General features: G+C 60.2%; 11 protein-coding genes. 4 read left to right on the plus strand and 7 right to left on the minus strand.

Annotation, left to right across the window (positions count from 1 at the left end; translation table 11 throughout):
- Positions 1–20: 20 nt before the first annotated feature.
- Together dinB and ISP19_RS11730 are read left to right on the plus strand one after the other, a co-directional pair.
- Positions 21–1,127, plus strand: coding sequence for a DNA polymerase IV (gene dinB, locus ISP19_RS11725; RefSeq protein WP_284384658.1), 1,107 nt, complete (start codon positions 21–23; stop codon positions 1,125–1,127).
- Positions 1,124–3,295 carry an alpha-glucuronidase family glycosyl hydrolase gene (locus tag ISP19_RS11730; protein WP_204682302.1) on the plus strand — a complete coding sequence of 724 codons (2,172 nt, stop codon included), beginning with the start codon at positions 1,124–1,126 and terminating at the stop codon, positions 3,293–3,295. Before dinB ends, ISP19_RS11730 begins: the two co-directional genes overlap by 4 nt.
- A 21-nt stretch (positions 3,296–3,316) precedes the next feature.
- On the opposite strand, the gene ISP19_RS11735 is transcribed toward ISP19_RS11730, so the two are convergent.
- The 7 genes from ISP19_RS11735 to ISP19_RS11760 form a co-directional block, all read right to left on the minus strand.
- Positions 3,317–4,327 (minus strand): fimbrial protein, encoded by a 1,011-nt coding sequence (locus ISP19_RS11735; protein WP_204682304.1) that lies wholly within the window; start codon positions 4,325–4,327, stop codon positions 3,317–3,319.
- Positions 4,328–4,771: 444 nt separating this feature from the next.
- Complete coding sequence (gene traF, locus ISP19_RS11740; RefSeq protein WP_204682306.1) at positions 4,772–5,329, minus strand: conjugative transfer signal peptidase TraF; 558 nt, start codon at positions 5,327–5,329, stop codon at positions 4,772–4,774.
- Between the two features lie 2 nt (positions 5,330–5,331).
- Positions 5,332–6,345: a fimbrial protein gene (locus tag ISP19_RS11745; protein ID WP_204682308.1), complete on the minus strand. Its 1,014-nt coding sequence runs from the start codon at positions 6,343–6,345 to the stop codon at positions 5,332–5,334.
- A gap of 239 nt (positions 6,346–6,584) precedes the next feature.
- A complete protein-coding gene (locus ISP19_RS21410; RefSeq protein WP_275577126.1) occupies positions 6,585–6,716 on the minus strand; it encodes a hypothetical protein in 132 nt (43 codons plus the stop codon).
- Between the two features lie 102 nt (positions 6,717–6,818).
- A complete protein-coding gene (gene lpdA, locus ISP19_RS11750) occupies positions 6,819–8,627 on the minus strand; it encodes a dihydrolipoyl dehydrogenase (RefSeq protein ID WP_204682310.1) in 1,809 nt (602 codons plus the stop codon).
- A gap of 11 nt (positions 8,628–8,638) precedes the next feature.
- Positions 8,639–10,006, minus strand: coding sequence for a dihydrolipoyllysine-residue acetyltransferase (gene aceF, locus ISP19_RS11755; protein WP_204682312.1), 1,368 nt, complete (start codon positions 10,004–10,006; stop codon positions 8,639–8,641).
- 461 nt (positions 10,007–10,467) lie between these two features.
- Complete coding sequence (locus ISP19_RS11760; protein WP_204682315.1) at positions 10,468–11,274, minus strand: DUF2884 family protein; 807 nt, start codon at positions 11,272–11,274, stop codon at positions 10,468–10,470.
- Positions 11,275–11,607: 333 nt separating this feature from the next.
- Between ISP19_RS11760 and ISP19_RS11765 the strand changes: the two genes are divergently transcribed.
- Positions 11,608–13,263, plus strand: coding sequence for an FAD-binding dehydrogenase (locus tag ISP19_RS11765; protein ID WP_204682317.1), 1,656 nt, complete (start codon positions 11,608–11,610; stop codon positions 13,261–13,263).
- Positions 13,260–14,273 (plus strand): 2-dehydropantoate 2-reductase, encoded by a 1,014-nt coding sequence (locus tag ISP19_RS11770; RefSeq protein WP_239556755.1) that lies wholly within the window; start codon positions 13,260–13,262, stop codon positions 14,271–14,273. The genes ISP19_RS11765 and ISP19_RS11770 overlap by 4 nt, the downstream gene beginning before the upstream one ends.
- Positions 14,274–14,275: the final 2 nt, after the last annotated feature.

Genomic DNA, 14,275 nt, shown 5'->3' on the forward strand with positions numbered 1-14,275 from the left:
TATCCCCACCCCGCACAAGTGTGCCTACCTCGCCACCACGCAAGATCCTGCATGTCGACATGGATGCGTTCTACGCATCTGTGGAGCAGCGTGACGATCCGTCGTTGCGCGGCAAGCCGGTGGTGGTGGCGTGGCGTGGCGCGCGCTCGGTGGTGTGCGCCGCCAGCTATGAAGCCCGCAAGTTTGGTGTGCGTTCGGCGATGCCGGCGGTACGCGCCGAGCGGCTCTGTCCGCAGGCGATTTTCGTGCCGCCGGATTTCACTCGCTACAAGGCCGTTTCGCGCCACGTGCGCGAGATCTTTGCCCGGCATACGGATCTGATCGAGCCGCTATCGCTGGATGAAGCCTACCTGGATGTAACGACCACCAAGACGCAGCTGCCTTCGGCGACCGCGACAGCGGAGGCCATACGCTCGGCGATTCGCGAGGAGACCCAGCTCACCGCATCGGCCGGCGTCGCGCCCAACAAATTCCTGGCGAAGATCGCATCGGACTGGAACAAGCCGGATGGCCTGTTTGTCATCCGGCCACATCAGGTGATGGCCTTTCTCTCACCCCTGCCGGTCGGCAGGCTGCCTGGCGTGGGCAAAGTGATGGAGGGCCGGCTGAAAGAACTCGGGATCACCACCGTCAGCGAGTTGCGCACGCAGTCACTGTTTGAGCTCGAGCAGCGCTTTGGCCGCTGGGGCCGGCGCCTGCATGAACTGTCATTGGGCATAGACGAACATGCAGTGCAACCGAATCAACTCACCTTGCAGGTTTCTTCCGAAGACACCTTCGAGCACGACCTCACCTTGGACGAACTTGAACCGCACATCCAGCGTCTGGCGGAAAAAACCTGGGCTGCGCATCAGCGTGAAGCGCAACGCGGCCGTATCGCACGCACTGTCGTGCTGAAGCTCAAGACCGCCGACTTCCACACGCTTACTCGCAGCCTTACCCTCTCCTCGCTACCGCGCTCGGCCCAGGAACTGGCCGATGTGGCCTGCGCACTACGCGAGCGGGTGGAACGCCCTTCCGATAGTCGTTACCGTCTGGTTGGCGTGGGGCTGTCCGGATTTGTGGACCAGGATAGTTTGATCACCCAAAGCGATCTGTTCGATCACACGATGGCGCACCTGACATGAAGACATGCCTGCGTATCCTGGCGGTGTTCACGCTGACCCTGGCGACGCTACTGTGCATGGCGCCGGCACATGCTGAAGACGGTTATGAGCTGTGGTTGCGTTATCACCCGCTCACGCCCGGGCAGGCGGTGCTTTACCGCGGCCATACAGCCGAACTGATCATCGGCTCAACGACGCCCACCCAGATCGCCACTCGCAACGAATTGCAGCGTGGCTTGAGCGGATTGCTTGGCCAAGACTTGCCGCTATCAGAGACCGTTACCCGCGATGGCGCGATCATTGTCGGCACAGCGGCATCATCGCCGCTTATCGCGAAGCTTCGGCTGGACATACAAAGCCTCGGGAGCGATGGCTATGTCATTCGCAACGTCATCGTGGATGGCCACCCTGCCACCGCCATTGTCGGCGGCAGCGACATCGGCGCACTGTACGGCAGCTTTCATTTCCTGCGCCTGCTGCAGACCGGACAGGCCATCGATCATCTCGATCTGCACGAATCGCCACGGATAAAGCTACGCGTACTCGATCACTGGGATTATCTCAACGGCCAGATCGAACGTGGTTATGCCGGAGCCTCGATCTGGGATTGGTGGAAGCTGCCGGATTGGCGTGCTCCGCGCTATACCGACTATGCGCGAGCCAATGCATCGATCGGCATCAATGGCACGGTACTCAACGATGTCACCGGCGGCGCGACCATCCTCACCACTACTTACTTGCAAAAAGTCGCCGCACTGGCCGACGTTTTTCGTCCTTATGGCATTCGCGTGTATCTCAGCGTGCGTTTCAGCGCCCCCATCGAAATCGGTGGACTGAAGACGGCCGACCCGCTCGATCCGCAGGTGCGGGCATGGTGGCGCGCCAAGGCGGATGAGATCTACCAGCTGATTCCGGATTTCGGCGGCTTCCTGGTGAAAGCCGATTCGGAAGGTCAACCCGGCCCTCAGGATTACAAGCGCACGCATGCCGATGGCGCAAACATGCTCGCCGACGCTTTGGCACCGCACGGTGGCATCGTGATGTGGCGCACCTTCGTCTATTCGCAGGCCAACAAGGATGATCGCGCCAAGCAGGCGTATGAGGAGTTCAAGCCGCTGGATGGCCAGTTCCACGCCAACGTGCTTTTGCAGACCAAGAACGGCCCGATCGACTTCCAGCCGAGGGAACCGTTCCATCCGCTGTTTGGCGCGATGCCGAAGACACCGCTGATGATGGAGTTTGAAATCACCAAGGAATACCTGGGCTTTGCCACGCACCTGGTCTACCTCGGGCCGCTGTACGAAGAAGTGTTGTCGTCCGACACGATGGAACGCGGCATGGGCTCGACCGTGGCAAAAGTGATTGACGGGTCGTTGGAAGGCCATGCGCTGTCAGGCATGGCAGGTGATGCGAACATTGGTGCCGATCGCAACTGGTGTGGCTCGGATTTCAATCAGGCCAACTGGTATGTGTTCGGCCGGCTGGCCTGGAATCCAACACTGTCATCGCGCGCCATCGCCGAGGAATGGGTGCGGATGACATTCACCAATAACGAGGCGTTCGTCAAACCGGTGGTCGACATGATGATGGGCTCGCGCGAAGCTGCGGTCGACTATATGACGCCGCTAGGTCTGCTACATCTCATGGGTCCTGGTCATCATTACGGCCCTGCGCCCTGGGACGCCAGTGAATCGGAAGCGGATTGGCGACCCGTGTATTACCACCGCGCGGATCGCCAAGGCATCGGTTTCGATCGCAGCAGCACCGGCAGCAATGCGGTTGCCCAATACGCGCCGGCCATTGCGGCGCAGTTCAACGATATGGCACAAACTCCCGAGCGGTTCCTGCTCTACTTTCACCATGTCCCCTGGGACTACCGCATGCGCTCCGGCCAGACGCTGTGGTACGAATTGGTCGCGCACTACACGCAAGGCGTCGATGACGTAAAGCAGATGCGCGCAACCTGGAGTCATCTGCATGGCTATATTGACGAGGAGCGTTATCAGCAGGTCGCCACGTTTCTTGCCATCCAGGAAAAGGAAGCGCAGTGGTGGCGCGATGCCTGCATCGCTTATTTCCAAAGCATCTCCGGCCGGCCGCTGCCGCCGGGCTACGCACCACCGCAGCGCTCGCTCAAGTATTACGAATCGCTGACGTTCCCCTATGTACCGGGCTACTCATCATGGTGAATGGCACATGCAAGGGAGCCATCAGCGATAAACGACCATCACCGTGATCGGCTTGCTGAATTCGCCCGAGGTCAATGGTGCCGTGGTACGTTCCAGACGCGCGCGAAAATCGTAGGAGTCGCCGGTCAACTTGCCTGGAAAGGTACGCGTGCCGCCCGGCACCATGGAAGCATTGGCGCCATCGTTGGTTGACAATGCGATGCCGAGTCCGGTTGGTCCTCCCGTATTTATTGAAAACAATTTCGGATTGTTCGAATCCTGATCCACCTGGCTGCCAAAAGTAATATCAACCAGCACACTAGGATCGCCGCAATCTGCCACCGTCAGCTTGAAGGGTACCCACGGTGTGGAGCTCCCGGGATTCTGCAGATCCTTGATCGAATGGCTGCCCAGGTTGACCGTCTGATTCATCGAGCCCACATCCATGGCACACGACGGACGCACCAACACGATGCTCCCGATACGGACAGTCTGATAGGGCCCGGGGCCGCCTATCTCCCCGGTACCGTTATAGAAGTTGGATCCACCAATCGTTGCCGCATCGGCCTGGCCATAGACAATGGAACTTGACGTGCGCACCAGCTCGGCTTTCACCGTATCACTCTCGGAATAGGCTGGACTACCGGAGCTGAGCGTCAATTGCCGTGCTATCGGCATCGGTGAAAGATCGCCGCCGTTGATGCCCATATAAAGACGCACACCTACACCGGATCGTTGGCCGCCCACGGTCAACTCGTAAACATCACCATTGGTTTGCGCGCCTTGGGCGATATTGGTCTTGAGGTAGACAGGACTTGGGCCCGTACAGTTGAGCCTCCATGGATTAGGGAAGGTATATTGACCCTGCCTGCCAAGCGACGCCCCGGGCGCGGCATTGCTGTCGACAATCACGGGAGCCGTCTGGTCGATAATGTAATCCTGCACCGAGTTGCCAAGGAAGCAAGCAGCTTCAGCCTTCCCCGTCTTCAACGCGGCTATTGCCAGCACGGCCAATGAAAGTGCTTTTCCATATGTCTTGACAACGCTTTGCATGAAGTTTTGACTCAACAAGATTAAAACAAAAAATGGGAGTGAAGCGTCGCTCCCGCTATTTCCGCTGTTGCAGCACGACATTCATGTCGATGACATGCGTGCGTCATGCGCATTAAGCCATTGCGCTCGCGGATAAGCGTGGTATCGGAATAACGCGTGATTGCGTGCATTGCAGATGGCCGTTCTTGAATCGGCCGTGCCGAGAAGCGTCTCGTTGATGGACGGCAAAATTCACGACTGAAGATTATTTCGTGATGGTCACGGTTTGCGTGATTTCTGGTTGCAAGCCATGCGGGGTAAACGCATCAAATCCGCCATGCTGCCCAACTTCGTCAATGAAGCCGCGAGCGAATGAGATGATGGGCCATACTGCGTCGGCAGACACGGCTTGGTGCGGTCACGTCACGACGGCAACCCGCAGCACAATCAGCCGGACGTTCCAGCTTATTTCCAGGTCAGTACAGGACGAACGATCTCAACCACCCATGCACGATCAATCGGGCCAAAATAACGACTGTCAAACGAATGATCGTTGGTGTCGGAGATGACCCATAGCTGCGCGGGCTGCAAAGCGTAGTGCGACTGGCCGGGTTTCGGCAGCGGGCGCCCTGCCGGATCGGCCTGCCAGCGTGCACTGAGTGGTACAAACCTGCCATTGATCCACGTGCCTGCATCACTGACTTCTACACTGTCGCCCTGCATGCCTCCGACTCGCTTGAGCATAGGGCTATAACCGCTGGGGCAGTAACCAGTCCCCAGATATCCCCTCTCTCTGGCCATCGCAAACGCACCCTCGGCAGGTGGGCAGAATCGCACATAAGCCCCATGCGTAATCGGTTGATGGATGGCCCAATACACACCAAGCGGCAAGCTCGCGGTCAAATTGAGACGGGCGCCCAGCACACAGAGCAACCCCATCAGCAGCAACAGTGAGATGGCTGCTATCGCCAGTTTGCGGCAGATGCGCGGCCATCCACGACGGAAGCGAGCCTGCTTTTTCACGCTCAGCGGTAATTGACCAGGACGGTCACCGGCCGATCAAACTGGCCAGCCGTCAGTGCTACCGGTGTACGCTCCAGGCGCGCGCGAAAATGATAGGAATCACCCGTCAACTTGCCCGGAAACGTACCGATGACACCCGGCAGCATCGAAGCATTGCTGCCGTCATCAGTTGACAAAGCGATGCCCAGACCAGCCGGGCCACCCGTGCGTAGCGAAAACAGATTAGGGTTGTGCTGATCCTTATCTTCGGCGGAGCCAAAGGTGATATCCACCAATACATCAGGGTCACTGCACTGGGCCATGGTGAGCTTGAACGGAATCCATGGCGTGGTACTGGCGGGATCTTGCAGATCCTTGGTCGAGTAGCTGCCCAGATTCACGGTCTGGTTGAGCGAACCCACGTCCATCGCGCAGGCGGGTCGCACCAGCTTCATGCTGCCCGTGTGCACCGTTTGATACTGGCCAGGGCCACCCACCTCACCCGTTCCGTTGTAGAAATTGGATGCCCCGACGCCCAAGCCCTGATCAACCGCGCCATACACAACCGGACTTGCGGTGCGCACGAGTTCCGCCTCAATCGTATCGCTCTCGGTGTAGGCCGGACTACCTGTACTCAGCGACAACTGCCGCGTTATCGGCATCGGCAGAAAGTCGCCGCCATTGATACTCATGGCAAGACGAATACCAACCCCTGAACGCTGGCCGCCGACCGTGAGCTCATAGACATCACCGCTGGTTTGGGCGCCTTGCGCAATGTTTGTCTTGAGATAGATGGGACTGGTCCCGGTGCAATTGAGTTTCCAAGGGGTGGGAAACGTGTACTGCCCTTTACGCCCAAGCGACGCACCGGGCGCAAGACCGCTGTCGACGTACACATCGGAAACCTGCTGGAGGATGTAGTTCTGTACGTTATTTCCAAGACTGCAAGCCGCCTGCGCGGAACCCGACTTCAACACGGCAAGCGCGATCAAGCCGAAAGGAAGCACCTTGGCATATGTTCTTACAATCTTTTTCATGAACTCCTGATCCAATGGAAATGAAAGCAAAGCCCATGCGTTAACGCGGCGCCGCATTCATCCCTTTTGCTACCCGGGACGATAATCACCATCAACCACCTGAGTGGCGTAATGAGCATCGAGCCATTGCGCCCATTCGTAAGCGCGATAACGCAGACAGGCTCGATGGCGGGCGCTATGGATCAGCGTACGCGAATGATAATTCGCGGCACGCGTCCAGATATCCCCGGCGTTATTTTTCAGATAATTACGTAGTCGTCACGGCGCAACTGATACGGATAACATCCCGAACCAGCCACGACGTCCGGCGTCATGCCGTAACGCGCGAGGAAGATGGCGGACGCCACCGGCGTTTCGCTGACGCGACTCATTGAACGCAAGTCATGGGCATGCAGTCGCACGATGGATTCATATCCAAAGAAAAAGCCCGGAGCATTGCTCCGGGCTTTTCGCTTTACCATTTATAAGAAACCTTACTTCTTCTTTGGCATGTACAGGTCGGTGATGGTGCCTTCATAGGCTTCCGCCGCCATGCCTACCGATTCGCTCAAGGTCGGATGTGGATGGATGGTAAGGCCGATATCGGCCGCTTCTGCGCCCATCTCGATCGCCAGCGCGATTTCCGAGATGAGATCACCAGCATGCGGACCGACGATGGCGCCACCCACCACGCGATGGGTTTCTTCGTCGAACAGCAGCTTGGTGAAGCCTTCGGTGCGATCGATGCCGATCGCGCGGCCGCTGGCCACCCACGGGAATTTTCCGACGCCGATCTTCAGGCCTTTTTCCTTCGCTTCGCGCTCGGTCACGCCGACCCAGGCGACTTCCGGATCGGTATAAGCCACCGACGGAATCACGCGCGCGTCGAAATGGCTCTTCTGACCGGCTACGACTTCCGCCGCGACCTTTGCTTCGTGCGTGGCTTTGTGCGCCAGCATCGGCTGACCGACCAGGTCGCCGATGGCGAAGATGTGCCGCACGTTGGTGCGCATCTGCGTATCGACATTGATGAAGCCGCGCTCGGTCACTGCCACACCGGCCTTGTCGGCGCCGATCTTGTTGCCGTTGGGTGAGCGGCCGACCGACACCAGCACGCGATCGAACACAGTGGTTTCGGGAATGTTTTCGCCTTCGTAGCTGACCTCGATGCCCTTCTTGGTGGCCTTGGCCTCGACCACTTTGGTCTTGAGGTGCACGCCTTTGAGTTTGCCGCCCAAGCGCTTGGCCAGCGGTTTGATCAAGTCCGCATCGGTACCCGGAATGATCTGGTCCATGAACTCGACCACGGTCACTTCGCTGCCGAGTGCGGAATACACCGTGGCCATTTCCAGACCGATGATGCCGCCGCCGACCACCAGCAACTTGGCCGGCACGTCTTTCATTTCCAGTGCGCCGGTGGAATCCATGATGCGGTCGTCGTCCCACGGGAACGCAGGCAGCTTCACCGACTGCGAACCAGCAGCAATGATGGCGTATTCGAAACGCAGCAGTTTCTTGCCTTCGGCGGTTTCGATTTCCATTTCGTTCGGCGAGACAAAGGTGCCGACACCCTGCACGGTACGCACCTTGCGCTGCTTGGCCATGCTGCCGAGGCCGCCGGTCAGCTGGCCGACCACCTTGGTCTTGAAGTCGCGCAGCTTGTCGATGTCGATCTTCGGCTTGCCAAAGCTGACGCCGTGCGCGGCCATGGCTTCGGCTTCATCGATCACCGCGGCGGCATGCAGCAGCGCCTTGGATGGAATGCAGCCCACATTGAGGCAGACGCCGCCGAGCTTGGCATAGCGTTCCACCAGCACGGTGTCGACGCCGAGGTCCGCAGCACGGAACGCAGCGGTATAGCCGCCCGGACCCGAACCGAGCACGACCAGCTTGCACTCGATGTCGGCCGCTTTTCCCGATGAAGCTGCCGCTTGTGGCGCCTTGGCCTCCACTCCTTTCTGGGGGGAGGGTTGCGGCGAAGGGGCGGGGCTTGCAGAAGTACTCGGCGAGGTCGCCGCCTCACTCTTACCCTCTGCAGAGGGAGATGCAGAGTCGGCTGCGCCCGCGGTTTCCAGGATGGCAATCACCGTACCTTCGGAAACTTCATCGCCCACTTTGAGCTTGAGTTCCTTGATCACGCCAGCGGCGTTGGAGGGAATCTCCATCGTCGCCTTGTCGGACTCCAGCGTGATAAGGCTTTGTTCCTTTGCCACGCTGTCGCCGACCTTCACCATGACCTCGATGACCGGCACGTTGTCGTGACCGCCGATATCGGGGACTTTCACTTCGATCGTATTGGCCATGACCGCCCCCTTCAGAGCAACAAGCGACGGATGTCGCCGAGCTGGGTGGCGAGGAAGGTGGTGAAGCGCGCGGCGAGCGCGCCATCGATCACACGATGGTCATAGCTGAGCGACAGCGGCAGCAGCAGGCGCGGCACGAATTCCTTGCCATTCCACACCGGCCTGGTCTGCGCCTTGGAGACGCCAAGAATCGCCACTTCCGGCGCGTTGACGATCGGCGTGAACGAGGTGCCGCCGATGCCGCCGAGCGAGGAGATGGAGAAGCAACCGCCGGACATGTCGTTCGGCCCCAGCTTCTTGTCGCGCGCTTTCTTGGAGATCTCTCCCAGTTCAACGGCCAGATCCAGCAGCCCCTTCTTGTCACAGTCGCGGATCACCGGCACCACCAGGCCGTCGGGCGTATCCACCGCGATGCCGATGTGGAAGTACTTCTTGAGGATCAGCTTCTCGGTGCTCTCGTCGAGCGAGGCATTGAAGGTCGGGAACTTCTTCAGTGCTGCAACCACCGCCTTGATCTGGAATACCAGCGGGGTGATCTTCAGGTCCTTGTTTTCTTCACCGAGTTTCTTGCGGAAGGCTTCCATCTCGGTGATGTCGGCATCCTCGTGCTGGGTGACGTGCGGGATCATCGCCCAGTTGCGCGCGAGGTTGGCACCGGAAATCTTCTGGATGCGCGACAGCTGTTTCTCTTCGATCTCGCCGAACTTGGTGAAGTCGATCTTCGGCCACGGCAGCAGATTGAGACCACCTGCCGCAGCAGCACTGCCGGACACCGGACGCGCGCCGGACGCCAGGGCGTGCTTGACGTAAGCAGTGATGTCCTCGCGCACGATGCGACCACCGCGGCCACTGCCTTTTACCTGGCTGACATCCACGCCCAGTTCGCGGGCAAAAGCGCGGACGGCCGGCGTGGCATAAGGGGCATCACCCGGCATCACCAGCTTGGCGTCGAACGGCGGACGAGCCTGCGGGGCCACGTCACCTTCCGGGACGTTACCCGGGAGCACGCTGCGACCACCTAGCGGTGCTGGCTCTTCCTTTACCTGGGGCGCCGCCACCGGGGCGGGAGCGGGGGCAGGTGCCGGAGCAGCCGGTGCTTCGGCCTTGGCCGGGGCGGGCGCCGGAGCCGCGGTGGCGCCGGAGGCTTCGATGATGGCAATCACCGCGCCCTCGGAGACTTCATCGCCCACCTTGAGTTTCACTTCCTTGACCACGCCCGCAAAGGGTGCGGGTACCTCCATCGTGGCCTTGTCGGACTCCAGGGTGATGAGGCTTTGATCCTTCTCGACCGTGTCGCCGGGTTTGATCATCACCTCGATGACGGGCACATCCGCGTGTCCGCCGATATCAGGAACGCGGGCTTCTTTTAGGTCGGCCATGATTTCTCCTGCAGTGCGAAGGCGGCCACGCTGGGGAGGCGGGGGCGGCCGCAAGGCTTCCATCATAGCAATCGCTGCTGCTTACGGACATGCCGAATCGGCCATAGCAGGCCATGCGCATACGTATGCGGGTGAATTTGACCCACTTGGAGCTGTCCGATCGGCGTACCGATAACGCGCACTTTGCGCTACGGAAACGGAAAGCTGATGCCTGCGGCTTCGACATGTGGCTCGACTACCTGCAACAAATGGGCCTGCGCGTGCCAGAAATCACCCGTTCGGGTGTTGGCACACTGCAGCAAATAGACGGCGCTTTGGCCCAGGCTGTCGTTCCAGATGGCAGGCACCCGTGCTTTCAGAATGCATAGCCAGGCATTCGGGCAGACATAAAAAAAGTGCCCGGAAGGGAGGCCGGGCACATAACTGTCCCATGCCGGGAAGCATGGTGTTGGGAGGGGCTCTTACCGCTGGGCGTACTGCCTTGCCTGATTGGAACTATCCATGTCTGAAGAGAGCAACTGCAAACGTCCGCCATCGGCAAGGCGAAACTGGAATTGCTGCTGCAGCTGATTGAGCGCGTTCAAGCGTGGGCACAAGGCTTCCGCACGTTGTCCGAGCCTTTCGGCCGGTGTTTCGACCGCCTTGTCGAGTGTTGCATCCAACGCATTGGCCCTGGCTTCCAGTGCCGCAAGCCGATTGGGATCACCGCTGAGTGCATCGCTCACGGCGTCGCCGGTGATACCGCCCACCAGATCGGATACGGTCTTTTCGAGGTCCTGATTGAAGAGCTCGCTTTCGACGCCGGCTTTCCACAAACCACGACCCAACGTCTCATCCACCTGCTGCAATGCTTCAACACGCCGGTCGCGCAGGGTTTGCAATAGATGTGTGCGCTGATCACCATTGTCCACCATTGTGGCAACCACGGTGGCCAGCGCGGCATAACCTACATCCACGCCACCACGTGCAATCGCCGCCATGGCCGGCACGAGTTCGCGCATTTGCTGTTCGTATTCGCGCAGCCGTGCAACGTCCTGAGCAGAAACAGTTACCGCACGGCCATCGACACGCAGTTGCCCGTCATGCATGAAAACATCGGCGGGATGGCCGCTGTCGCGAGTGAATGCGATGCCATTCGGCTGCACCTGCACGTCGTAGTCGCTGTCATAGTCACACTGCAGGTGAGGCCCATGATTGCCCATGGCGTGCACGCCGCCCGCGGCCATCAGGCACGCTATCAATACAAGCAAAACGGCGCGACTGCGCATGGGTCATTCCCTCCCCAACGTAGAACCAGGCCAACCGTTACAGGCTTGGATGCCATCCGATGCGCATAGGGTTTAACGGCAGTGGTGCCATCGACATGGGTCGTACGTCATCCCATGCCATCGGTCACAGCCGAACCGTATGGATCCAACCGGCGTCAGGTTGCGTACGGACTGGCCCGTCGGCAGCTCACCATCCCAGCCCAAGCCACGGTTACAACAAGGCAAACACAGCCTCCGTGCCGAGCTGGGCTAGTGGATGGCGCAGCGCACATAGGAAAAACATTCCACCCACGATAAGTTGCTCTTTCGGATCGCACCCAGGGGCAGAAGCAGATGCAATCCACTGACGTCATCGTGGTCGGCGGAGGGCTCGCCGGATTGGTCGCGGCCACCGAGTTGACCGATGCCGGCCGGCGTGTGCTGGTGGTCGAACAGGAACCCGAACAAAGCCTTGGCGGCCAGGCGCACTGGTCCTTTGGTGGCCTGTTCTTCGTCGATTCCCCGGAACAACGTCGTATGGGGGTACGCGATTCTCGTGCCCTGGCCCTTGCCGACTGGATGGGTACCGCCGCCTTCGACCGGACGGAGGACCATTGGCCGCGGCAATGGGCCGAGGCCTACGTGGATTTCGCCGCAGGTGAAAAGCGATCCTGGCTGCACGGTCTGGGCATGCGCTGGTTCCCGGTGGTGGGCTGGGCTGAGCGCGGCGGGTATGGCGCTATCGGGCACGGCAATTCCGTACCTCGTTTCCACGTTACCTGGGGGACCGGCCCCGGCGTGCTGGAACCGTTTGTACGCCGTGCGCGTGTCGCGCAGGAAAAGGGCTTGTTGCAGTTCGCGTTCCGTCACCGCGTTGATGACTTCATCGTCGAAAACGGCTGCGTGACAGGCGTGCGTGGCACAAGACTCGCCGATGATTCCGTAGCACGCGGCAAACCCAGCTCGCGCGATGTCATCGGTGATTTCGAATGGCGCGCGCAGGCCGTGATCGTCGCGTCCGGCGGTATCGGGGGGAACCATGAGCTGGTACGCAGGAACTGGCCCGAACGCTTGGGGCCCCCACCCTCCCACATGCTTTGCGGCGTACCCGCGCATGTTGACGGCCGCATGCTCGGCATCAGCGAAGCGGCGGGTGCGCGCCTGATCAATCGGGATCGCATGTGGCATTACGTCGAAGGGATCGAAAACTGGGATCCGATCTGGCCCATGCATGCGATCCGTATCCTGCCTGGCCCTTCGTCACTGTGGCTGGATGCGCGCGGACATCGCCTGCCCGGTCCGCTGTGGCCCGGTTTCGACACGATGGGCACGCTGGAATATCTGCGTCGCACCGGTTTCGACTACAGCTGGTTCGTGCTGGACCAACAGATCATCCGGCGCGAATTCGCGCTTTCCGGCTCCGAGCAGAATCCCGACCTGACCGGCAAGAGCTGGCGGCAAGTTGCCAGGCGTGCGGTCGGCAAACAGGCGCCGGCACCGGTGGAAGCCTTTAAACGACACGGTCGCGACTTTGTCGTGCGCGACAACCTCGATGATCTGGTCGCCGGAATGAATGCGCTGGCAGGCAGCCAACTGATCGATGCCACACGACTACGCGAGGAGATCGAGGCACGCGATCGCCAATTTGATAATCCCTATGCCAAAGACAGCCAAGTGATGGCCATCCATAATGCGCGCCGCTATCGCGGCGATCGACTCGTACGCGTGGCCAAGCCGCACCGCATCCTTGATCCGGCCAATGGACCGTTAATTGCGGTACGACTGAACGTGCTCACGCGCAAGACCTTGGGTGGGCTGGAAACCGATCTGCAAGCTCGGGTGCTGGGGCAGGATGGACAGCCGCTGCGTGGCCTTTATGCCGTCGGTGAGGCTGCAGGTTTCGGCGGCGGCGGATTACACGGCTACCGCGCATTGGAAGGCAGCTTTCTGGGCGGCTGCCTGTTTTCCGGAAGGATCGCCGGCCGTGCCACCGCGTCCGCCATCGCATGAAATCCAAGCCACGCATTGCCATCTATGGCACCGGCATGATCGGCAGCTATCTGGGCGGACGGTTGCATGATCATGCACGTGTCCGCTTCATTGCCCGTCCCCACGTCGCCGCCACGCTCAATGAACACGGTTTGCGCGTGAGCGATCTGCACGGCCGGCAGCAACACATAGCGCCGGACGAACTCGATATACACACCCATCCTGATGCCGTACGCGATGCGGACCTGGTACTGGTGACGGTGAAATCCGCGGCAACCATGGATGCCGCACACGAACTCGCCGAGCTGCTGACGCCAGGGACCTTGGTCATCAGTTTCCAGAACGGGGTGCGCAACACCGCTGAGCTGCGCGCCGCCCTGCCCGGACACAAGGTGCTGGCCGGCATGGTGCCGTTCAACGTGACCCAGCCCGAACCAGGGCATTTTCATCAGGGCTCGTCCGGCGAGCTGATTGTCGAACGATCGGACGCGCTGGCAGCTTTCGCCGACGTGTTCGCTGCGAGCGCAATACCGCTGCAGCAGCAGGAAGACATGCAAGCCGTGTTGTGGGCAAAACTGCTGATCAACCTGAATAATCCGTTGAACGCACTAAGTGGATTGCCTTTGCGCGAGGAGCTGGCCCAACGGGCGTGGCGGCAATGTCTTGCACTACTGCAACGCGAAGGTTTACGTGCACTGGACGCCGCGGGAATCCGCCCTGCACAGCTCACGGCTTTGCCAGCACGCTGGCTGCCTGGCGCGCTGTCGCTGCCGGATGGATTGTTCCACCGCATCGCGGCACGCATGCTCGCCATTGATCCACTGGCGCGATCATCCACCTGGGATGACCTGCAAGCCGGGCGACGAACGGAAGTGGATTACATCAATGGAGAAATTGTCGCACTCGCGGCATCGAAGGGGCAGCGAGCATCGGCGAATGCGCGCATAGTGTCGTTGATCCGCGACGCGGAACAGTCGTTCGAGCCATGGAATGCGCAGGCGTTGCTGAGAGAATTACGGGATGCACCATGACG

The sequence above is a fragment of the Dyella flava genome, assembly GCF_016904955.1.
GTDB classification, from domain to species: domain Bacteria; phylum Pseudomonadota; class Gammaproteobacteria; order Xanthomonadales; family Rhodanobacteraceae; genus Dyella_B; species Dyella_B flava.